20 protein-coding genes, 1 tRNA gene and 1 pseudogene are annotated in these 20,710 nt (G+C 51.6%); 4 read left to right on the forward strand and 18 right to left on the reverse strand.

Annotation, left to right across the window (positions count from 1 at the left end; all coding sequences use genetic code 11):
• The first annotated feature begins 112 nt into the window (after window positions 1-112).
• A complete protein-coding gene (locus tag DESAC_RS03070) occupies window positions 113-442 on the forward strand; it encodes a hypothetical protein (protein ID WP_013705617.1) in 330 nt (109 codons plus the stop codon).
• 179 nt (window positions 443-621) lie between these two features.
• Window positions 622-2,031: pseudogene (locus DESAC_RS03075) on the forward strand (IS1634 family transposase); the annotation flags it as partial.
• A gap of 569 nt (window positions 2,032-2,600) precedes the next feature.
• On the opposite strand, the gene DESAC_RS16725 reads toward DESAC_RS03075, so the two are convergent.
• The 14 genes from DESAC_RS16725 to DESAC_RS03145 all read right to left on the reverse strand — a co-directional run bounded on the left by DESAC_RS16725 (window position 2,601) and on the right by DESAC_RS03145 (window position 11,923).
• On the reverse strand, window positions 2,601-3,290 hold the full coding sequence (locus DESAC_RS16725) for a hypothetical protein (RefSeq protein ID WP_218915704.1): 690 nt from the start codon (window positions 3,288-3,290) through the stop codon (window positions 2,601-2,603).
• A complete protein-coding gene (locus DESAC_RS03090; protein WP_013705620.1) occupies window positions 3,287-3,823 on the reverse strand; it encodes a hypothetical protein in 537 nt (178 codons plus the stop codon). Before DESAC_RS03090 ends, DESAC_RS16725 begins: the two co-directional genes overlap by 4 nt.
• 116 nt (window positions 3,824-3,939) lie before the next feature.
• Window positions 3,940-4,485 carry a hypothetical protein gene (locus DESAC_RS03095; protein WP_013705621.1) on the reverse strand — a complete coding sequence of 182 codons (546 nt, stop codon included), beginning with the start codon at window positions 4,483-4,485 and terminating at the stop codon, window positions 3,940-3,942.
• On the reverse strand, window positions 4,472-5,812 hold the full coding sequence (locus DESAC_RS03100) for an HD domain-containing protein (RefSeq protein WP_013705622.1): 1,341 nt from the start codon (window positions 5,810-5,812) through the stop codon (window positions 4,472-4,474). The genes DESAC_RS03095 and DESAC_RS03100 overlap by 14 nt, the downstream gene beginning before the upstream one ends.
• Before the next feature lie 2 nt (window positions 5,813-5,814).
• A complete protein-coding gene (locus DESAC_RS16185; RefSeq protein ID WP_169311492.1) occupies window positions 5,815-5,988 on the reverse strand; it encodes a restriction endonuclease subunit S domain-containing protein in 174 nt (57 codons plus the stop codon).
• Window position 5,989: 1 nt separating this feature from the next.
• Window positions 5,990-6,394 carry a type I restriction endonuclease gene (locus DESAC_RS03105; RefSeq protein WP_041283768.1) on the reverse strand — a complete coding sequence of 135 codons (405 nt, stop codon included), beginning with the start codon at window positions 6,392-6,394 and terminating at the stop codon, window positions 5,990-5,992.
• 268 nt (window positions 6,395-6,662) lie between these two features.
• Window positions 6,663-6,756 (reverse strand) — tRNA-Ser (locus tag DESAC_RS03110).
• Between the two features lie 55 nt (window positions 6,757-6,811).
• A complete protein-coding gene (gene tadA / locus DESAC_RS03115) occupies window positions 6,812-7,315 on the reverse strand; it encodes a tRNA adenosine(34) deaminase TadA (protein WP_013705623.1) in 504 nt (167 codons plus the stop codon).
• Entirely contained in the window at window positions 7,312-7,734 is a 423-nt protein-coding gene (locus DESAC_RS03120; RefSeq protein ID WP_013705624.1) for a hypothetical protein, read from the reverse strand. The genes tadA and DESAC_RS03120 overlap by 4 nt, the downstream gene beginning before the upstream one ends.
• 96 nt (window positions 7,735-7,830) lie before the next feature.
• Complete coding sequence (locus tag DESAC_RS03125; protein WP_013705625.1) at window positions 7,831-8,154, reverse strand: hypothetical protein; 324 nt, start codon at window positions 8,152-8,154, stop codon at window positions 7,831-7,833.
• 42 nt (window positions 8,155-8,196) lie between these two features.
• On the reverse strand, window positions 8,197-8,448 hold the full coding sequence (locus DESAC_RS03130; protein WP_041283771.1) for a hypothetical protein: 252 nt from the start codon (window positions 8,446-8,448) through the stop codon (window positions 8,197-8,199).
• A 66-nt stretch (window positions 8,449-8,514) separates the two neighbouring features.
• Window positions 8,515-9,852 (reverse strand): amidohydrolase family protein, encoded by a 1,338-nt coding sequence (locus DESAC_RS03135; RefSeq protein WP_013705627.1) that lies wholly within the window; start codon window positions 9,850-9,852, stop codon window positions 8,515-8,517.
• Between the two features lie 28 nt (window positions 9,853-9,880).
• The gene (locus DESAC_RS03140; RefSeq protein ID WP_013705628.1) at window positions 9,881-10,975 is read right to left on the reverse strand and encodes a sigma 54-interacting transcriptional regulator; all 1,095 of its coding nucleotides are present in this window, start codon (window positions 10,973-10,975) and stop codon (window positions 9,881-9,883) included.
• A 429-nt stretch (window positions 10,976-11,404) separates the two neighbouring features.
• Window positions 11,405-11,923 carry a tetratricopeptide repeat protein gene (locus tag DESAC_RS03145; protein ID WP_013705629.1) on the reverse strand — a complete coding sequence of 173 codons (519 nt, stop codon included), beginning with the start codon at window positions 11,921-11,923 and terminating at the stop codon, window positions 11,405-11,407.
• 413 nt (window positions 11,924-12,336) lie between these two features.
• On the opposite strand from DESAC_RS03145, the gene DESAC_RS03150 reads away from it, so the two are divergent.
• Window positions 12,337-12,531, forward strand: coding sequence for a flagellar biosynthesis anti-sigma factor FlgM (locus tag DESAC_RS03150; protein ID WP_013705630.1), 195 nt, complete (start codon window positions 12,337-12,339; stop codon window positions 12,529-12,531).
• 4 nt (window positions 12,532-12,535) lie between these two features.
• Here the strand turns inward: DESAC_RS03150 and DESAC_RS03155 are convergent, their stop codons facing one another.
• The 4 genes from DESAC_RS03155 to DESAC_RS03170 all read right to left on the reverse strand — a co-directional run bounded on the left by DESAC_RS03155 (window position 12,536) and on the right by DESAC_RS03170 (window position 17,939).
• Complete coding sequence (locus DESAC_RS03155) at window positions 12,536-14,410, reverse strand: B12-binding domain-containing radical SAM protein (protein WP_013705631.1); 1,875 nt, start codon at window positions 14,408-14,410, stop codon at window positions 12,536-12,538.
• Window positions 14,411-14,684: 274 nt separating this feature from the next.
• The gene (locus tag DESAC_RS03160) at window positions 14,685-15,002 is read right to left on the reverse strand and encodes a TusE/DsrC/DsvC family sulfur relay protein (RefSeq protein WP_013705632.1); all 318 of its coding nucleotides are present in this window, start codon (window positions 15,000-15,002) and stop codon (window positions 14,685-14,687) included.
• Window positions 15,003-15,283: 281 nt separating this feature from the next.
• The gene (locus tag DESAC_RS03165) at window positions 15,284-16,540 is read right to left on the reverse strand and encodes a (Fe-S)-binding protein (protein WP_013705633.1); all 1,257 of its coding nucleotides are present in this window, start codon (window positions 16,538-16,540) and stop codon (window positions 15,284-15,286) included.
• On the reverse strand, window positions 16,530-17,939 hold the full coding sequence (locus DESAC_RS03170; RefSeq protein WP_013705634.1) for an FAD-binding oxidoreductase: 1,410 nt from the start codon (window positions 17,937-17,939) through the stop codon (window positions 16,530-16,532). The genes DESAC_RS03165 and DESAC_RS03170 overlap by 11 nt, the downstream gene beginning before the upstream one ends.
• 266 nt (window positions 17,940-18,205) lie before the next feature.
• Between DESAC_RS03170 and DESAC_RS03175 the strand changes: the two genes are divergently transcribed.
• The gene (locus tag DESAC_RS03175) at window positions 18,206-20,473 is read left to right on the forward strand and encodes a heavy metal translocating P-type ATPase (RefSeq protein WP_013705635.1); all 2,268 of its coding nucleotides are present in this window, start codon (window positions 18,206-18,208) and stop codon (window positions 20,471-20,473) included.
• The last annotated feature ends 237 nt before the right edge of the window (window positions 20,474-20,710 follow it).

Consider the following 20,710-nt stretch of genomic DNA (forward strand, 5'->3'; position numbering starts at 1 on the left):
CTTGAAGTCTCGGTCTAAGATGGCAGTGAGAAGAGAGATCAGATCGAAGGCGGGCTGGAGCTAAGATCAATATATCTCAGATTTAGAATATAAAGATAAGGAGAATTTGGTCATGGGTGAAACCGAGAGTCACAAGAAAGCAAAAACCAAAGCCGCCGGAAAAAAAGGGGAAACCGAAGTTCAGCTTTCAGGGAATCGTCGCCTTGATGCCCTGACGGCAAGTGGTAAACGTGCAACTGAGATTGAACGTAGCGGAGATGCCGCAAAGTTGGAAAAGGCGGCACGCCGGCTCAAGGCTTCTGAAGCGCCCCAGAAGGTACTTAAAGTTCCGCAGACGGATATGGATGTCGCTGTGGCAGCCATGCGCGCTATCGGTGTTTCGGGCAACGTAGAGAATCTTAGTGGGACTAAAAGCAAAAAAATTCGGATTTCAAAAAAATAAGCTGACTAATGAGAAATTACCGGAGATTATCAGTATAACGCAAAATTCCAGGTTGCCCCTGAACAAATTCAATCGGTTAGATACGAAAAATCACCATCCTGTAGTGTCGGCATATAATACTAAATATATATAATATCTTTATATATTGACAATCTAAGCTACCATGCTATAGTGGCGTCATGTACTTGCGGACGACCACTCGAAAACGGGGCGATAAGATTTATCAGTCCCTCCACATCGTCGAATCTTACCGGACTAAAGAGGGCAAAGTTCGGCAGCGGATTCTGGTTAACTTCGGCTCGGCTTCGCAATACTCCTCTGAACAAATCCAAGAAATTATCGCAGGATTGAAAATATTCTTTAAACTCGAAGAAGCAAAGCCGCAAGAGAGCATCCCTCCTACGGGTAGCCTGGATTTCGGCTCCATTTATACCATCTTCCGCCTCTGGGAGGAGATGGACTGGACCCAGGTTTTCAAAAAATTCCTCCAGGGTAGGCAGTTCGAGTTCGATGTCATTGCCAACCTCAAAGTTATGGTAGCCAAGCGTCTCTTAGATCCCATGGCCAAACTCCACCTCTTGGATTGGCTCGAGGGGGTGCACCTTCCCGGTATCGACCGGCAGCAGGTTGATTATAATCACTTGTTACGCTCTTTGGACTTTCTCATTGAACACAAAGCAGAATTGGAGCCCAAACTGGCCTGGCCGATCCTGACCCTCTTCGACGCACCCCTGGACTTGGTTTTTTACGACCTGACCTCGTGCTATTGTGAGATTGAGCGAGCGGATAAGGTCCGAAATCCCTCCTCCCAATCGGATAAACCGACGTTGCAAAATTACGGCTATGATCGGGACCATTCCGGTTGCCCTCAGGTAGTGCTGGGACTGGTCATGACCAAAGATGGTATTCCTCTCTGTCATCAGGTGTTTCCTGGAGAAACCACTGATAAAGCGATCTTCCGGAAAGTTATTCTCGATGTCAAAGCCCGCTTCCCGGTGCAACGCTGCGTCGTGGTCAGTGATCGGGGACTGCTCAGCCAAGACAACCTGGCGGTCCTGGGCGAAGCTCAGCTGGATTATATCGTCGCCCGGCCTTTGAGGCATAATCTCATCTCCCGGCAGGCCATCCAGGCCACGGCTCAGGATGTTCAGGCACAAATCAAACGGTGGAAGAGTGATGGCACCCCCCTGGAGGAGCAAGAATGTTTCCGGGAAGTCACCCTTGACGGCCGCCGCTTTGTCGTGGCCTATAAGGCCGAAATTGCCCGGCAGACCAAAAAAACCCGACAGCGGAAACTGGCCGTAGCCACGGAGTATATCCGGGGTCGCTTGGCTCGCTTGCAGAACCAGGAAACCGGCTTGCACATGCCGGGGAAGACTCTCACTCATCCGGAAACCCTGGTTCATCTCCACGACTATCTGAAAAAACGGCAACTGAGCCGCTATTATCAACTCAGGCTTGACCAACAGGGCCGGGTGGCCTGTGATCCGGATGAGGAAAATCGCCGCTGGGAACTGCTCATCGACGGTAAACTCCTCTTGGAAACCACCAACAAAACGCTGTCACCAGCAGAGGTCGTCCACCAATACTGAAGGCGACGGTGGATCTGGAGATAGCACATGATTGAGCGATCTTTCGATTACTTAATCCACAGCTCCATTTTAACCGGAGAATCTCTTTTATCTTACGCATAGATAATCTCTCTGCTGGCATATGCTTCCTCCTATAATAATACAGAGGATACATATCACCGTTGGGTAAATTGACCATCGCCTATATGTTGACCAAGCCGGTTATTTTCAGGACATTCGCCTGGGTGAAGCAGGCAGCCATTCCAGCCGCCGGCCGGCCAAAGCGGATTCGGCCTGCCGGCACCAAGCGTTTGCGGGGCAGGCCGAATCCGCCCCTCATGGCACCAATAAACTTATCCCGGCCAAGGCTGGCGGGCTAAGTCCCCAAAGCGCAAACCGCCGCCGGTCAGACTTTATCTGCGATCGTCATACTCAATGCTTGGGTGATTATATCAGCGTGCTTCGCTTGGGCCGTGCTACAAGAGTTGGCCGGATTCGCCCGGAATCAGTGGCCGCCTTCCAGCGGAATCAGTGGCCGGATTGAATCGGAATGGGTGGCCGGATTACTCCGGAATCAGTGGCCGGAATCAGTCGGAATATGCAAATTCTAAACACTCCATTATTTCATCGATGATATCTGACTGGATATCAAATCCAGGTAATAGGAGTTGTTGCTGTGGGACGCCTATTCTGAATGTCACGGCAAAACTTGCCGCTCGCGGTATTGACAAATATAATTCAAAACTTTCTTTTATATCTTTTTTAGTTCTCCCTTTTTCCTGGTATGGTCTCCCTGCCTTGCGCTGCGCAGTTCTAGATAATAGTGTTTCCGTATACTTAACTCTCTCAACAAATTCATCGCTTTGGGCCATTCCATGGGATACAACCTTACCATCGATAGCAAGCTGAAACTCATTGGCTTCTAAAGAAATGCCACGCAGCTCCAAGTGCCGGAGAAAATTTATTTGATTAAACAGGTCCCGGAGTTCATCAGCGATTTGGTCCGGGGGATTTCCAGCAAGTCCCGTTGCCACCAGGCGTTCTGCCTCCCTTAAACAACCACAATCCATTGCTAGGGTGGCGGCACTTCTATGGAGAATCGCACGACTCGGTTCGGCACTCAAATCTTTAGCTATCAATTGTGCTGGTTTAAATTCATGTTCAAAAGCCTGTTGAAGCAGGGCCTTTGATTTCTCTAAGTCTCCCTGTAATTTAGCAGCAAAGGCCAATTCTGCCAGATTCATAGCTTCTCGATGGAGTTGTGTAATACTTTTCATCTTTTCACTATCTGGGAAATAGGTCGGCTGAATTCCACAACCACAATATAAGCCGAGTTAAAGCCATCAGATATTTGGGTCTGCTTGATCTTTTTTTTCACCCTCGCCTTTATGGAGCTATCATCTCCTCTACGTATGCCGGAGACTTCCAAACGAGCCTTATTTTGAAATAACTCCCCGCTGTCATCTCCAATCCAATAATCAAAACCAGTCCCTTTAATTGATCTTTCAATGACTGTTAATCCAGTGAGGTCCAGAATTAAGAGAAAAGCTATTCCATAAGCGCCGTGTTCGGTTGCTACTTCTTCATCCTGCCAGGTCCTCCGCATTTGGTCAGTAACAGCAGGCCAATATAATGCAAAGATTCTGTTAAATTCGCCATTAATTGTTAGATTAACACCGACGAAATGACCCTGATCTTCCAAACAAATCGCTCCAGCCTGCATCAAACAAGAGCCAAATTCTGGGGTAAGATAATGAATTTCCTGACACAATCTGGTCAATTCCAACTTTTCCACATCTTCTAATGTCATTCAGGGGAAATATCCTTTTTCTTGGAACATTTAAAAAAAGTTACAACTCCCCCAAAAGGCCTTAGCCACTAAGTGGGGCGAGGGTAATGGAGACAAATTTCCTTTTTGCCTCAGCTTCAATTAATGTGCACCCTCGCCTCGTTCGTAATACTGTCAATTTCCTCGATAGCATTTTTGGCGCTTTCCAGCGTGATATGTGGCTTCAGTTCTGTGAGTTCTTCAGCTCTTTCAGCGTTTAAGGTCTCAAAGGTTCTGTTTTTAGTAACATATAATGCCGTAGCCAAACGTTCGAGTTCTGTCACTCCTTTGTCGCCGAGTATCTCGGCAATGAAAGTAATTTTCTTGTCATACCGTGCAATTGTGTTTGAATATAATTTTTGAATATATTCGTTGAGGTCCGTTGAGGCTAATCTAGGGCCACACGGCCATCGTGGTTCAAGCTCGATTAGACCATCTGCGCGCAACGCAGTAAGTTCATCTCTCAGGTCGAACGAGAAAGGTCCGTGCTTGTATAAAATGAAATCAAACTCCATGGGAACTTGCATGAGCTCTTGAAGAAAAAATGTGGCCTTTTGAATATGGGTTTCGCCACACCAGCTCCCTTTTTCCCGTAATTTATCAATCAGCCTCAGGATTATTGCGGCGTTTTTAATTCTGTCCATTAATATCCTCCTCTCTTTTAGGTAGTATGATTTTATCCCGGATTGCCTTCAGCCACTCGTCTGCCCTCCCGTATATCTTGCGATCACAAAAGACGTAGTCGACTGAGACGATGGGAACGCTTTTTAATGTATCCGATTTGGCAAGTGACGAAACAATCTGCCCGCCTCTGAGCCGGACCGGAAAATCGGGAGCACCTCCTTTTTGTGGATAACGGTCACGCCGAAAATGTTCTTCTCCGAACTCTTGTTTGAGAGCATTGAAGACTGACTGCCCTGCTTCAGGATTGATCCTCACATCATTGGGGTTGCGCTCATAAATCACTTTAAAATGTTCTCGCCGTAGAATCCTACGAGCGTGTTGATGAATCGGCCTGCTTTCATCAAACGCTTCTTCCATAAATGCTACTGTAATTTCATTGTCTGTCATTTTAATATGTTGCTGTATATCAGTAGAAAATTTGCCATTCTGTAGCCATTCCTTAAGGAAATCCTTTAAATGAATATCATAAATACGACGAACTGGATGACAATAAACTTGTGAATACATAAAATAACGTGCTAGCATCAGGGCCTCAGAGGTGTGAATGCCACCTTCTTCAACACCAAGTGCCGGCTCTACTGAAGCCCCTTTTTCGCATGATGGTAAAAATGATAGAATCCTTAACGTATCTATTAAACGATAGTGATCAAATTTACCGTAAACCACACCAATATGATGTGAATCTCTTAGTAAATAATCCATTCTATCAGCACCGAAGGCATCTCCAACAATAATTTCCGATAGAATAGTTTCCCAATCTGTAAATGTTAGGTCCGAAGCCTCCTTTGGGCCCACGGCAAGTTTTGTAATGTCATTAGCTCTAAGTGGAGGAGTTATACTATTCCATATTTCCTGCATTTCACTACTTTGAATAATCTCACGAGTTAATTTTTCATGGTTCCAACCTTCAGGTAGTAACTCTTTTTCGGCAGCATGGGAGAATGGAAGATGCCCAATGTCATGACAAAGTGCCGCCATGCGAAGAACAAGCCTCCAATACTGGAGTTTATTCTGATCTTTTAATTCCGGAAGCAAATTCCTTACATCGTCTGTGACATTATCTGGATTTGTAACCACGTCAAAGATTCGACTAGCGAGTTCCATTACCCCCAGGGAATGATCAAAGCGCTTATGGGTGGCGCCGGGATATATGAGGTATGTGAGCGCCAGTTGATGAATATGACGGAGGCGTTGAAAGGGACGGGAGTCTAAGACTTTCCGCTCCTGATCGTCCAAACGGATGAATACATGAATAGAGTCACGAATCTCATGAATATTTTTAGCCATGATTAAATTTCTCTTACAACTCCACACCGGAAGGCCTTAGCGAAGAGCGTCGGGACAAGTGTCGCTAAATCTGCTTCGGTTTCTGCCTGCAGGCGTTTTAACTCGTCGGCTTTGACCTGGAGGCTGTTCAGATAATCCACAATATAGCGCTGTTCTTGGGGTGGGATTTTTGGCACCTTAAAAGCCCTTAGTTGGCATTGATATGCGGTGAATCTGGTGAATTTTTAGATTAGCCCGACGATCCAAATCTGCTTGGTTGGGAATTCCAAGAACCGGGCGGGCATCGCCGTCGGCGTAATCCCAGAAATAATGCTCCTGACCGTTGCTAAGGATAACAAAAGGGGCGGAGAGGGCTTGAGCGTATGCTTTTGCTTGGGTTTTGGCGCTGTAAGGATCGGTGGTAAACCGTTTGGCTTCGATTACGGCCAGAGGCTGCGTGCGGGAGTTTTTCAGAAGGTAGTCGGCCCTGCCGTCCGCCGCTGCCTCCTCGGTGGATATCTGGGTTTTATTGTGAATATTCCAACCGGCTTCTTTCAGAAGCTGATCGATTTTCATCCTGGCGTCAGCTTCCGTAGAGAACATCCCCGTTTTACCTCATAATAGCGATAGGGCAGCCTTTGATAATATTTTCACAATACCTTAATCTACCATGTTATCTGGTAGCTAAGAAAATGTCAAAAGAATAACGGGCAGGTCATAAGGCATTTGTTTTACAAAAAAAGCCGCCCTCCCTGCGGGGGCAATGTTTTTGCATCTCATCAGGGCATGATTTGTGGGGGTCGGAGCCTCTTGGAGGCCTGTGATACTGCCTGATTTTTAGAAATGATTATTTGATATCATATATAAAACTTGGCGGAGGGGGTGGGATTCGAACCCACGTGGGAGTGATGAGCCCCCAAGTCGATTTCGAGTCGACCCCGTTACGGCCTCTTCGGTACCCCTCCGCAGTATTTCCTGCAAGGTGACCGTCAATATCTCCTTCGATATGATGGTACTAACTCACAGTCGGCGCCGGCGGAAAAACTCCTGCAGCAGGGTGCGGCACTCAGCCTCGCACACCCCCCGAACGACCTCCAGCCGATGATTTAGGCGGGTATCCTCGGGCAGGCGGTAGAGAGAAACGCAGGCGCCGCCTTTCGGATCGTCGGCGCCATAGACCAGCCGCCGCAGTCGGGCCTGCAACACGGCTCCGATGCACATTATACAAGGTTCTAAGGTAACATACATTGTGCAGTCGGGCAATCGGTAATTTCGGCTGCAGGCTGACGCCTGACGTAGAGCAACGATTTCGGCGTGGGCGGAGGGATCGTGGCTGGCGATGGGTTGGTTGTGGCCTTGACCGATAATCTTTCCTGCTTTATCGATCACTACGGCTCCCACCGGCACCTCTTGAAGACTCGAGGCCTTCTTCGCCTCTCCGATGGCCAGGCACATATACGCTTGGTCAATCGCCTCCTGGTCAATTAGGGTGGGGTCGTTTAGCTGCGGTTGACTTGTTTTCAATGCGGCGTCACCGAGATTGAGTTTGGGATTAAAGCAAAAAGACCCTGGGCATCGCGGACATAACCCTCGAGAAGCCCGATGGCCTTTTGTTCTTCGGTGAGGATTTCCTGGTATCGGCGGTCCAAGCCGTCGCCGCAGTTAATCCGCAGCATCTCCTGCAGGGTCTGGACGTGCAGTTTATGCTGCTCCTGAAGCATGCGACAGCGCAGAATGAGGAGCTGGGACACCAAACGGGCCTTGCGTCTCTGGTCTGCTCCGGCCAGGCGCAGGTAACGGAGGCATTCGGGAAAATCATTTCCCTCGAGGGCGTCCAACGCCTGGGAATAGTAATATCTGTTGGGAAGGAGGCCGGAATCCTCCAATGGCGCAGCCACCAGCTTCCGGCCCATCCGAAAGAGCAGATTTATCCCTAATGCCATGTAACCTTATTCCCAAATTCGAACGTTGACTAGTAGCATCCCATGCTGCCAGCAGCTATTATCCTTTAAAAAAACCGATTTTGGGTCAAACTCTTTTTAGGCCTTTTGGGCCGAGATGCCGGCTTCCACCAGGCGCAGAATGGTCTCCCGCAACTCTGGCAGGTCCATGGTCATTTCATCGATGCGTTCTGCTACCTGACGGTAGTCTTCATCCTCTTGAACCTTGGCTCTTCTCAGGGTGTCCTGAATGGCCTCATAGATGCGCCGGTCTAATCGGAACATGCCCACTCCAGCCCCGATCAGTTCCCACAGACCGGTGAGGATGTGGTGTCCGGTCAGTTCGGCGATGGCCAGATCAGCGGCCAAGCCGGTGAGTCCGCCAGCCAGGGCGCCGCGTACAGAGATATTGGTATTGGCCATATTGAGAATTCTCCCTTCTCCGGCTGTCTAGAAACCTTGAGGTTATTGGAGCTGGGACGGCGGCGGTATTCGAAGTTGGGACAGGCCCTGGACCAACTTTTCGGTCTCGGTGAGCATACGGGAGACATGGCGGTCTTTTTCATCCAGGCGACGCTTGAGATGCCGGACTTCGTCCCGCAGTTTTTTTACTTCCGAGTTTTTGAATAAATTCCTAAACTTGGCCACAGCTAACGTACCGCCCACACCTAAAACCAGGCCGGTCCCCAGCCCCAGGAAATATTCCATGCTGAGCATCTCCACACAATTCCTTTACTCATCAACTTAGCAATATTTCAGCGGTTTGTCAATTAGCTGGAAAAGTCAGGCGGGGAATCTGGCCGCAGTCGAATTAATCCGCTCGGCCAACGCCAAGGCTTTGCGTTTGATAGTCGGCCAGTCGAGGGTCAGCAGCCTCCGGTCTAGCATGAGCCAGCGGCCATGCACCATGACGTGTTGGACATCACTTGCGGCGGCGGCATACACCAGGTGGGAATAGGGATCGTACAGCGGAGTTAGATGGGGTTGGTGGAGATTTACGACGATTAGATCGGCACATTTGCCCGGGGTCAGGGTTCCCGTTATCTCTCCCAGATCCAGTACCTGGGCACCTTTGGAGGTGGCCAGTTCTACGACCTCACGTGCCGACATTACGGTAGGATCCAGGCGGATCGCCTTATGCAGCTTGGCCGCAAGGTTCATTTCACCAAATATATTGAGATTGTTATTGGATGCGGCGCCGTCGGTTCCTAAGCCGATAACCAGCCCCCGGGCCAGGAGGTCTGGAATGGGGGCAACGCCTGATGCCAGCTTCAGGTTGCATTCCGGACAGTGGCAGATTTTTACTCCGCGGCGGGCCAGAATCTCTTGATCCGCCGGGTCCACCCAGACCGCATGGGCTGCGACCGTCATTTCATCGAGAATGCCGAGGCTGTCTAGATAGGCTACGGGACTCAGACCGGTCTGCCGCCGGATCTGTGCCTCCTCCCATCGGGTTTCGGCCAGATGGATGAAAAAGGACAGACCTCGCTGGCGGGTGAGGTCCTTGGCCTGTTTCAGGGTAGGGGCGCTGCAGGTATAAGGTGAATGACAGAACAGGGTGGAGGTGATCAGAGGGGGAGACGAAGCACTCCCGGAATCGATAAACTCCTGCGCAACCCGGATATTATCGGTCGGATTGGGGACGCCGGGGGCCGGGAAGTCGATGACGCCTTGGGCTGCCACTCCCCGCAAACCGGACTCGGCAAAGGCCTGGCGGGCTGCGGTTTCCCAAAAATAGGCATCAGCGACGGCGGTTACCCCTCCTCGGATAAGCTCTGCTGCAGCCAACAACGTCCCGGTGTAGACAAATTCATAATCCACCCACCGGGCTTCGGCCGGAAAAATATGCTGCTGCAACCACTCGTCCAAAGGAAGATCATCCGCTAATCCGCGGAATAAAGTCATGGCGGCGTGACAGTGATTATTGATCAATCCCGGCATGACGAGATCGCCGTTCATATCCCAATACTGCCGTGCCGGCGGGAGATTTTCCCGGTCTTCGGCCTGGCCCACTGCGACAATTTCGGTACCTTGAATGGCCACGAAGCCGTGTGCCAGCGGTCGACTCCGGGGCTCCATGGTGAGCAGGAGCGCCTGATGAATGAGATGATCGAAAGGCATTGCTAGGTCGTTCTATCGCCGGGTTATCTTATAATCCGCTTACCTGTCGGAACTGTTCGAGCTCGATCTTGTAATGTTTTAGCCATCGATAGATGGTCTTGGTGCACACCCCCAGTTTGCGAGATATGGCCGAAATGTTGCCCTGTTCCAAACGTAACAGCTCTACTAACTCGGTTCTGGGCGGTCGTGTCGGCAGGGTGGCTACCCCGGCTCCCGAGGTCGGTTCTCGCCAGCCGGCCGCCTCATATTCCGAGTCCAACTCCACCTCTGTTACCGCAATGTCCTCTCGCAACAACACCGCCCGGGTGACGACGTTTTTCAACTCCCGCACGTTTCCCGGCCAGGGATGGGCCAGCAATTTCTTTTCCACCGTATTTGCCAGGTATACTGGTCCCAGGCCATAATCCTGAGCGGTCTGGGTAGCGAAATAGTTAGCCAGGAACAGGATATCGGCGGGCCGCTCTCGCAGCGGCGGCAGGTGCAGCAATAAGGTGCTCAGTCGATCGTAAAGATCCCGACGGAAGAGCCCCTGGGACATTAATGATCTTAAATCCTGGTTGGTGGCGGCAATCAAACGCACCTCTACGGCAATCGGCACCTCGCTGCCTATCGGTTCAATCTCGCCCAACTCCACCGCCCGAAGCAGCCGCGGTTGCACCGACAATGGCAGGTCGCCGATTTCGTCCAGAAATAACGTTCCTTGGTGGGCCAACTCAAACTTCCCTTTTTTGCTGCGATGGGCATCCGTGAAGGCCCCCCGGACATGTCCGAACAGTTCGCTGTTAGCCACGGTCTCCACCAGGGCAGCACAGTTCAACTTGATAAACTGGCTTTCGCCCTGAGGACTATGGGTCCAGAGGGCCTCGGCGACCAGCTCCTTGCCGGTTCCAGGTTCGCCGGTGATCAATATTGGTAGATCTGTGCGGGCATATAAGGGGATGAGGCTGAGAATCTTTTGAAAACGGGAGTCTTTGGTCAGGATAGGCCTTTTTAAAGCAAGCCAGGGGGCATAGCGGGAAGTGGCGCCGCCGACAACATTTGCCAACGACGATCGTCGGCCCCCTTCATTTCCTCCCGAAGCTTCCAACGGCTGACCTCGGCGATCTGTCCTGATCTTTTTCATGGTTGCCTCCTTGCAACACCGGGTTAACCTATTGTTAAATCAACTTCTATAAATGGTGAATTTAATATATACTACAATGCAATTTATTTGTAAATAGTTTTTTTATAATTTCAAAAAGATATACGATTATACAATTATTTCAAATAGATACTGAAAACCATTTTTAATGCTGTTTTTTCAAGTTCTTAAAGGATTCGCAGCTTGATTTGAAAGGCGATTTACCTTCTTGTTTAATTTCCTGCACATTCGGTTTGTATCCCACTTTGGACTTTTCAGGCGGTTGCCTGTCCGGTCAGGGACGGGCGTAGCCATACGTGGCGGTTGAGCGCAGTCTGTGCAAGGGAAAAAAAAGAGGACTGAGACCTCTTGCCCAATCCTCTTTCTTCCAGGTTTACGGTTTGCTTTCCGTCCGAGGGCGGCGGAAAAGAATTATTGACCGACCTTTGCTTTAGGTGACTTCAGGTTGGCCATCATGTCTTTGACCATTTCTTTGTTGAATTTCACCATAGGTTCGAGGTCTTGATTGCCGCCGCCTATCTGCACCGGTTCTACGGCTACGCAGATATTGTTGACGTCGCAGACCCGGTTAAGCCGTACGAGGCAGGGTTTTTGTTTCAGGCTGTCCAGAGCCTGGCCCAGCAGCGTGTCAGCCTTGTCCAGTTTGCCTTCCGTGACATTAATCGCGGCCAAATTATTCAGTGCAATAGGATTGCCGGGATCTTCTTTCAACACGGATTCCAATAACTTGGTGGCATCAGTGAGGTATTTTTTCTTTTTATCAATTTTGTAGGAGTTGTACAGGCAAAAAGCAGTGGATAGTTTCTTTTCTACAGGGCTGCCGATCTTGGCCGGGGGGCATACAGCATAATATTCTTGCGCCACCGCCACACCCAAACACAGGACCAGACCTACCATGAAGACGATAATCGCTACCGGCGCCTTCTTCATATTGCTTTCCTCTCCTTCTGATATTAAGTGATAAATTGGATGTTATCGCCGCCCTTGAACCTTAATAATAAGGCCATTATACCTCAAATGTCAATAAATTTACGCCCCATTTTTCAGGAAATAAATTTATCCGACTTCCAAGGGGAAAAAACGGGTCTCCCGAACCATAAAATGCCTGCCCGAATAGGGATTGATTCTGTTTTGTTTACAAATTGTAACAAAAGTCCAAAAATCTGAACTAGTATCCATTCTGGAGGTTAGCTAAGTAGATAGATATACTCACATATATTTTTGGCATAAAATATGAATCATCTAAAAGGGAGACATGGTGAGCCATTGATTTGGGCTCAAGGTAAAGAAAACCTGACGAGATCTGGTTCGCCGGACCTAACTTTGGGGTATGACATATTTTTATGAAGCCAGAGGCGACTGCTCCCCCTTCATCCAATGAAGAGCAGGCTGCAAAGAAGCGGGCGGCCAAGGTCGCGGCCATAAAAGAGGCCGTTGAAAAGGGAGCCTATCATCCCGATGTCGATGTCTTGACAGATCGTCTGCTCTGCCGGCTTCTTGAGGAGCAGTGGGAAGATCTACGCCTCAAGAAGCCTTAGGTTTTTAAACCGCGGTCCCGAGCTCTCCCAGGGTTTGAAAATAGATTCGACGTATGAGGCGTGGCCGGGACTTGAATAATAGGCCTAACTGCATGCAGACGTTATAAAAGAGGGTAGGATTGAAGCTTAAGGCCAACGCCTGCCGGTGTGTTGCCAAGAGTTGGCTTAATTCCTGCTGTGCCTCGCGGGCCTTTTGGCGGACGTTTTCGATCCCTTCCCAGATGGGTAATAAAACGATATCGGTCTTTTCTTGGAGGCGCGCGACTTCGGCCATCAACCGTGCGGTCTGATCCTGGTCAGCCAGACCGGTCGTTGCGGTTTCTGTCTCAGGTCCCTCCCGCACAATCTCCACCCCTAATTTACTCAGGAAATTTAGCAGGAATTCCCGCGGTCCGGACTCCCAGGCCGTCAGACCCCAGATATCCTCTGGTATCCCCACCCTTCTGATTCGACGGTGAGGAGTCAACCGCCGCCACTGTCTGGCCTTACCAAAAAGTTGTTCCTTTAGCTGCTGGAAATAGCCTGCCTTAACTTCTTTAAAGGATCGTCGCAGGTGCAGGCGGCCATGGGACTTTAGTTTGGCGAAAAACCAGTCCCGCCGCCAGAGCCGTTTAAGCACCGACGGCCAGGTATAAAAGTGCTTCATGGCCCTCAGCGTTTCCATCTGCAATTCATACGGGGTCATATAGCGGGGGACGAAGACGGCATGGTGACCGTCATAGTACTGCCAATCATGATGTAGGAGCCGGTCTTGGCTCTGCAGTTCATCATAAATAGGCGTTCCCGGAATGGGCGTCAAAATCAGGTACTGCAGAGAATCTACATCTATTTCCTGTGAGAAACCGACGGTATCGCGCAAGACCTGGATGGTGTCTTCCTCGGACCCGAAGATGAACATACCGTGAACTTTGATCCCATGATCATGGAAGGTATCAACACAGTAGCGGATGTCTTCAACTGTCTGGGCCTTTTTGTATGACTTGAGGGTAGCCGGATTGATTGATTCCAGACCGATGTACACCAGGAAACAGCCGCTGCGGGCCATGAGTGACAGGAGTTCCGGGTCTTTTGCCGCTTCTACCCTTACCTGGGCGCTCCACTCTATCTTCAAGTTCTCGGCGATGATCCGCTCCAACAATTCTTTGCAGCGGTTCCGATCCGCAGTAAAATTATCGTCGCAGAAAAAGATGTGATTGGCTTGGGTGCCGTTCTGTTTAATTTCTGCCATGATCCGGTCAACCGAATTATAGCGAAACTGCCGGCCGAACAGGAGAATAACCGAACAGAAGCGACAGCCGAAGGGGCAGCCCCGTGACGTTGCAATAGAAATGACGGCTTGTTTCCCTGACCGCCAGCCATGGATGAGGCTGTAATCGGGTATCGGAAGGCTGTCTAAATCCTGAAAGAAAGGCCGCCAGGGATTTTTTCTTATGGTTCCGTTATCATGGTAGCAAAGGTTGCCGATGGTCTCAAAACCGTGTTCGCCGTTCAGGGCCGCAATCAACTCCGGCAGGGCTTCATCTCCCTCACCGCAGACCACGAAATCGGCATGTTCCAGACTCTCCTCGGGGGTAAAGCTCGGATGCGGCCCTCCCAGGACCACCGGTATACCCTGCTGCCGATAATAGTCCCCTAAAAGATGGGCTCGGGGGGTAGTGGGCGTGATAGAGGAGATACAGACCAGATCTGGATTAAAATCGAGCGTTTCCAAATCAGGTCGGTGTACCTCTTCCACGACAACCTTTACTTCAAAGCCCTGATCTCTCAGGATTGTTCCTAAAAGGATGCTGCCCAGGCGCGGAATCGCCACCCGCGAAAATATATGCGGACGGGGATTCCTCGGTTCAATAAACAGCACGCGACGGATCGGTCGGCCCATGATAATCCCTCCTCACTAGGGCGTTCTTCCGGAAAAGCCGCTGGATAATTCTTCTAGAGTAAAACTTATATTCAACTAAAAGTCAAAATATTTTGAATAAATAGTTCCTTAGGGGAATGTTAGGAGACAAGATCCGAGTGAGCTTAGGAAGGTTTTGAAGCAGATTCAACCATCTATTGGTAAGAATCTGCTTCAAAAGATGTCTGCGTACAATCGACAGGGTGAGAGGGAGTTGTTCCCCTAAACCGAGTTCTGCCCTGCCCCGAAGAACGTCTTAGACGCAACCGGTCGGTTTGGCCAAGCCTGCCATTTTACAGGCGCCCTTTCCCGGTCCGGAGGGGAAGAGCTCATAGATATATTTCAGTTTGAACCCGGTGACTTTGGAAAGAATCCGCACCATGGGGGCGATGCCATTCTTCTTGTAGTAATCCTGCAGCATATTGATTACTTTCCAATGATCATCATTTAATTCCTTAATGCCCTCAGAGTCCTTGACGTAATCAACCCACTCCATACACCATTGATCCAGATTCTCGAGGAAACCATCTTCGTCGACATCAAAAGTTTTACCTTGGTATTCTACCGTGGCCATACATATCCTCCTTAGTTATTTTTAATCTGTACGATTTTTGATCGGGGCCATGTGATTTTTTTTACTATAGGTTGCAATCCTTGTCAACAAGGAAAATCGCCAAGATATATTAAATCGGCCAGGAAGGCTGATTATCCTTATCGGGAGGGTTGAGCAGTTGGCTTAATGGAGGAAATCATTGAGAAAGGAAATTATAAATAATCTACCCAGATTACAGGCTTACAGGCAACATATTGTTTTAACTGCAAGCTGATTGTTTCAAACCGGCCCCCTCTTCCTGATTATTCGAGGGCCTCGGCCAAAATTTCCAAAAAATGGCGTACCGGCAATGCTGGCGTGGTCAGACTCATCAATTGTACTAAACAGCCGCTGCAAGACGTCGCCAGCAGGTCGGCTCCTGTCTGTTGGTAGCTTGCCAGGGCGTCGAGGCCGATAGCTTTTCCCATGTCAGGGTGGCAGATGCCGAAGAGGCCGCCTTGTCCGCAGCAGGCTACCGGTGAGTGCGGTTCTCGCAGCTCCAGCCGGGGCCGGGCGGCAAGCACCTGGCGGGGTTGCCGCACAATCTGCTGCCCCCGACGCCCATGGCAGGGATCATGGAACACCACGGATGTGGAGGGGACGCGAGCAGGGAAATGCAGGTGATCCAGTCTTTCTAAATCAGCCAAATATTCGCTGGCCTCCTTAACTTTGAGTGCCAGGCTTCCCGCCTGTTCCCTTTCCAGACTATCAGGGAAGAGCCGGTCTAAGCGTTTCAATTGATAACTGCAGGAAGCGCAGGCGGTGACAAGGTAATCCACCTTGAGACCGGCAAATTGTCTGATGACATTCCGGCCAAGGAGCCGGGCCGTTTTCAGGTCCCCGACGCTCGTGGCCAATAGGCCGCAGCAATTCTGTTGTTTCGGTATGATGACTTCGATGCCCAGCCGCTGGCAGATTTTTAAAAAGGCCAGCCCGGCCTGGGGGAAGAGGGCCTGCAAGCCGCAGCCGATAAAGAAAGCGATTTTCTGCTTTCCGGCGCTCGGCAAAAAATCTGGCACCAGGTTTGTCAGGGGCTGCGAAGCGGGCTGCGGCAGACGCTCCACCAGGCCCGCCAGGGAGGGCCATAATCGATAAAGCAGACCGCTTTTCCGCCCCAGCAAGGAGATTAGCCGCGGCAGGAGGGAGGAGCTGGCGTTCAGGGCCGGAAGCAGGCGATCGGCATGGAGACTCAAATGGGCCAGGGCGAGATTCGGACTCCAGTTATGTCCTAAACGATCATAGATTTCCGCCCGTCCGGCCTTCACCAGATCAGGAATAGGGATTTTGGCGGTGCATCGTTCAACACAGGCGCCGCAGAGAAGACAATATTCCAGGATCTCCAGCAGGCGGCCGCTCGGAGAGAGGGTCCCACCCAGAAACGCCTGCAGGAGGCTGAGCTTGCCCCGGGCCACTGCGGCTTCTCGGCCTGTCTTCTGGTAAAGCGGACAGACTTCCATACAGGCCCCGCACCGGATGCAGGCTGTGGCCGCTTTGAGTGTCTGACTGAAATCAGATGTCATGGACGCCGGTAGAAATGGATGGCGGGACAAAGATTTTCCCGGGGTTCATGATGTTATGAGGATCAAAAGCCTTTTTCACGCGCTTACTGAGGTCGATAGCGGCTGCCGACAATTCCAGGCCAAGATAGGGGGATTTGGTGATGCCGATGCCGTGTTCGCCCGAGAGGGTGCCATCCAGCTCGCGCACCACGACAAAGATATTTTTCACGGCGGTGGCAGCGGCCTGGGCTTGGGAGACCTGTTGCCGGTCATACATGACATTGATATGGATATTACCATCGCCGGCGTGGCCGAAGCACAGAATCGGCAGTTTGGCGTCGCGGCTGATGGCTTCCACTCGAGCAACGAGATCGGGAATGCGGCTGATAGGGACCACCACATCTTCGCTCAATTTATGTGGATTGAGCTTAAAAGAGGCTGGGGAGACCAGTTTACGGGCCTGCCAGAGTTTTGCCGTTTCGTCGGCTCCGTCCGCAGTCATTACCAGGGCAGCGTTCTGAGCCCGGCAGAAGGATTCCATGGCCTCCGCCCTTTCCCGGACATCATGCGGATGACCGTCAACCTCCAGGAGCAATAGAGCCTGGGTCGCCTCTGGAATCGGAAAGGGCAATAACTCCCGTACGCACTCCAGGGAGGTCCGATCTAAAAACTCTAAGGCGCTGGGCGTTAGACGGGCCTGAAGTATACGGCCCACAGTTTGAGTAGCGAAGTGCAGGTCGGTAAATCCGGCCAACAGCGTCTGTCTGGCAGCAGGCTGCGGTATGAGTCGCAGGATGATGCGGGTGATAACGCCCAGAGTACCCTCGGAACCGACAATGAGCCGGGTAAGATCGTAGCCCACCACTCCTTTGGCCGTTCTGACCCCGGTATCAATAATCTCCCCGGTGGGCAGGACCACGGTAAGCCCCAGGACATAATCACGGGTAACGCCATACTTCACGGCGGCGCTGCCTCCGGCGTTTTCCGCAACATTTCCCCCGATGGTACAAAAATTGGCACTGGAGGGATCGGGTGGATAAAAGAGGCCGAATTTCGCCGCTGCGGATTTCAAGCTCCCGGTGATGACTCCGGGCTGAACCACGGCGATAAAGTTGTCCGGATCGATTTCCAAGATTCGATTCAGGCGGGTGGTGACTAATATTAAACCGCCCTGAACCGGCAGAGCGCCGCCGGTAGTGCCGGTACCGGCCCCCCGCGGCGTTACCGGGAAGTGATATTCATTGGCCAATTGCAGAATCTGGGAAATCTCGGTTGCATCGGCCGGAAAGGCCACCGCCTCAGGGGTATAGATCAGGTTGGCGGCGTCATAGGCATAGCACTGACGATCGGCATTGTCGGTAAGCAGATTGGGCGATCCGATGATGGCTCGAAGACGTTTAAGGACATTGGCAGGGATCATGTTAATAAATATTCTATAGTTTCGAGTTTCGAGTTTCAAGTTTTGAGATTATCATACTGGAGGTGGTTAGTTTCATATAAATCCTCATGTTCTGAGGAACACAACGAAGCATGAGAACAGAACCGTTTTTTTATAACCATGCTTATTGGATAATCAACTACTTAGAATATCTCTAGTCTCATAAAAATTGCTTAGAACACTGTTTCATAGTATTTACTTTCAGTAAGCCGAACGTCTGCTTGAATTCGAGTGCGAGAGTATTCATCATGACCGCTCAATCAACTACCGTATCCGCCGCCTCACCCCAACGCCAGATCGTCATTGGAGTGGGCGGGATGCATTGCGCCGCCTGCGTCGCCCGGGTCGAGAGAACCTTGCAGGCTGTTCCCGGAGTACAGAAGGCAATGGTAAATCTCGCGACCCGGCAGGCGCATGTAACCTTTGACACTTCCCAGGCCGACCCGACCCAATTTGCCCAGGCACTTCAAGAAGCCGGCTTCAGCTATGAAGGGCAGGAAGAACTAGATACTACCGGTATCCAGGAGATCCGCCCGGACCCTGATATCCAGGATTTTAAATACCGGTTTCTGACCGCCCTGATCTTGAACATCCCGATTTTTTTGGGATCAATGGTCCATCCACTCCCCCATTGGCTCGGTCTGGCACCCCAAACGTTGCATTATCTCCTCTTTGGGTTGACGACGCCGGTGATGTTCTATGCCGGCGCCCCGTTCTTTAGAGGCGGCTGGAAAGCAACCCGGCGTAAAAGCGCCGATATGAACACGCTCATCGCCCTGGGTGCCGGGGCAGCCTATATTTACTCCCTGATAGCCACTTTTTGGCCTCACGCCTTTGCCGCCGCCGGTGTCATCCCGGAGGTGTATTTCGACACCAGTGCCATGATCATCACCTTTATCCTCCTGGGCCGTTGGCTGGAGGCCAGGGCTCGGGGGCGGGCTTCCGAAGCCATCCAGCGTTTGATGGCCCTGGCGCCACCGAGGGCCTCCGTCCGCCGGAATGGCATGGAACAAGAAATTCCGTTGTCGCAGGTTCGGGTGGGAGACCTGATCGTGGTTCGACCGGGGGAGAAGATCGCCGTAGACGGGGTGGTGGTGGAGGGAGCCAGTGCCGTCGATGAATCAATGCTTACCGGGGAAAGTCTGCCGGTGAGCAAAGGCCCGGGTGAGGAAGTCTGGGGGGCGACTTTAAACACCATCGGTTCCCTGGTCTTCCAGGCCACTCGGGTGGGCCGGGACATGGTCCTTTCTCAGATTATCCATCTAGTCCAGGAGGCCCAAAGTTCCAAGGCCCCTATCCAGCGTTTGGCTGATCAGGTTGCCGCCATCTTCGTTCCGGTGGTCCTCGGCCTTGCCGTTTTTACTTTTCTGGGCTGGTACTGGTTCGGTCCTTCCCCGGCCCTCTCCCGAGCGCTGATGAACATGGTGGCCGTGCTGATCATCGCCTGTCCCTGCGCCCTGGGACTGGCTACCCCCACCGCAGTGATGGTGGGCGTCGGCCGCGGAACGGAATTGGGCATCCTCATCCGGGGCGGAGAACCCCTGGAGCGGGCCTATGCCCTGACGGACATCATCTTCGACAAGACCGGCACCCTGACGCAGGGCAGACCAGAAGTGACCGACGTCATTCCTTTTTCTCCCTGGCAAGAGGAAGACATCGTCAACATGGCGGCGGCAGTGGAACAACGCTCGGAACACCCGTTAGCTGCTGCCATCCTCCGCCGCTTTCAGGCCGGGGCCAGCGCTCTGCCCGAAGTTACCCGGTTTGAGGCCGTTCCGGGACTGGGAGTTAAGGCCGAGGTTGATGGCAAACAACTGCTGGTGGGCAGTCCCCACTACTTCTCCCGGTTGCGGATGTCGATCTTATACGCCGAACCTACGGTACAGAGATTGACCCAGGCTGGCCGCTCGGTCATCCTGGTTGCCGTTGACGGCCAATTAGCGGGAGTAATCGGGGTGGCTGATACACTAAAACCCCAAGCCCCACAGACCGTCAAAACCCTCATCGACATGGGTTTGCAGGTATGGATGCTCAGCGGCGACAATACGCAGACGGCCACGGCAGTGGCCCATGAAGTAGGAGTCACCAAGGTCCTGGCGGAGGTGCTGCCGGCAGACAAGGCCTCCCGGATCGCTGAGCTGCAGCGCCGCGGACGGGTAACCGCCATGGTGGGCGACGGGATTAATGACGGTCCGGCCCTGGCCCAAGCCGATGTCGGCCTGGCCTTGAGCAGCGGCGCCGATGTGGCTCTAGCCGCAGCGGATATTACCCTAATGAGCGACGACCTTACCTTGATCCCGAAAGCCGTGGCCCTCTCCCGCCAGATGATGCGGATCATCCGGCAGAACCTGTTCTGGGCCTTTTTCTATAATGTCGTGGCCATTCCAGTGGCCGCCGGGGTCCTATATCCCCTTACCGGTTGGCTCCTCAACCCGGCCTTGGCCGCTATGACTATGGCCCTGAGCTCGGTTACCGTGGTAAGTAACTCTTTGCGACTGCGGCGGTTTAACGCCTAAGACGGTTTCCGGTTCTCATATTTCCATGTTGGTCAGGGAGAGTTCCCCCCCGTTCACGGTTTGTTGCTGCTCACAACATCTTAAACAGAGTTCTGCGGTGGGCAATACCTATCCTATTTTTCTCCTGGGGCCTGTTTCAGTTATTCTTGAGCACCGAAAACAAGGGGTTGGAGCACAGTTAATTGAGCAGGCCTTTCACCTTGCCAGGATAATGGGCTATTCGACGGTTCTGTCTTC

The sequence above is a fragment of the Desulfobacca acetoxidans DSM 11109 genome (assembly GCF_000195295.1).
In the GTDB taxonomy this organism is placed as follows: domain Bacteria; phylum Desulfobacterota; class Desulfobaccia; order Desulfobaccales; family Desulfobaccaceae; genus Desulfobacca; species Desulfobacca acetoxidans.

Excerpts from the sequence above, each read along its gene's own strand:
- DESAC_RS03070 (WP_013705617.1), top strand. The coding sequence starts at position 113 with ATGGGTGAAACCGAGAGTCACAAGAAAGCAAAAACCAAAGCCGCCGGA.
- DESAC_RS16725 (WP_218915704.1), bottom strand. The coding sequence starts at position 3,290 with ATGAAAAGTATTACACAACTCCATCGAGAAGCTATGAATCTGGCAGAA.
- DESAC_RS03090 (WP_013705620.1), bottom strand. The coding sequence starts at position 3,823 with ATGACATTAGAAGATGTGGAAAAGTTGGAATTGACCAGATTGTGTCAG.
- DESAC_RS03095 (WP_013705621.1), bottom strand. The coding sequence starts at position 4,485 with ATGGACAGAATTAAAAACGCCGCAATAATCCTGAGGCTGATTGATAAA.
- DESAC_RS03100 (WP_013705622.1), bottom strand. The coding sequence starts at position 5,812 with ATGGCTAAAAATATTCATGAGATTCGTGACTCTATTCATGTATTCATC.
- DESAC_RS03105 (WP_041283768.1), bottom strand. The coding sequence starts at position 6,394 with ATGTTCTCTACGGAAGCTGACGCCAGGATGAAAATCGATCAGCTTCTG.
- DESAC_RS03120 (WP_013705624.1), bottom strand. The coding sequence starts at position 7,734 with ATGGCATTAGGGATAAATCTGCTCTTTCGGATGGGCCGGAAGCTGGTG.
- DESAC_RS03125 (WP_013705625.1), bottom strand. The coding sequence starts at position 8,154 with ATGGCCAATACCAATATCTCTGTACGCGGCGCCCTGGCTGGCGGACTC.
- DESAC_RS03130 (WP_041283771.1), bottom strand. The coding sequence starts at position 8,448 with ATGCTCAGCATGGAATATTTCCTGGGGCTGGGGACCGGCCTGGTTTTA.
- DESAC_RS03135 (WP_013705627.1), bottom strand. The coding sequence starts at position 9,852 with ATGCCTTTCGATCATCTCATTCATCAGGCGCTCCTGCTCACCATGGAG.
- DESAC_RS03140 (WP_013705628.1), bottom strand. The coding sequence starts at position 10,975 with ATGAAAAAGATCAGGACAGATCGCCGAGGTCAGCCGTTGGAAGCTTCG.
- DESAC_RS03145 (WP_013705629.1), bottom strand. The coding sequence starts at position 11,923 with ATGAAGAAGGCGCCGGTAGCGATTATCGTCTTCATGGTAGGTCTGGTC.
- DESAC_RS03150 (WP_013705630.1), top strand. The coding sequence starts at position 12,337 with ATGAAGCCAGAGGCGACTGCTCCCCCTTCATCCAATGAAGAGCAGGCT.
- DESAC_RS03155 (WP_013705631.1), bottom strand. The coding sequence starts at position 14,410 with ATGGGCCGACCGATCCGTCGCGTGCTGTTTATTGAACCGAGGAATCCC.
- DESAC_RS03160 (WP_013705632.1), bottom strand. The coding sequence starts at position 15,002 with ATGGCCACGGTAGAATACCAAGGTAAAACTTTTGATGTCGACGAAGAT.
- DESAC_RS03165 (WP_013705633.1), bottom strand. The coding sequence starts at position 16,540 with ATGACATCTGATTTCAGTCAGACACTCAAAGCGGCCACAGCCTGCATC.
- DESAC_RS03170 (WP_013705634.1), bottom strand. The coding sequence starts at position 17,939 with ATGATCCCTGCCAATGTCCTTAAACGTCTTCGAGCCATCATCGGATCG.
- DESAC_RS03175 (WP_013705635.1), top strand. The coding sequence starts at position 18,206 with ATGACCGCTCAATCAACTACCGTATCCGCCGCCTCACCCCAACGCCAG.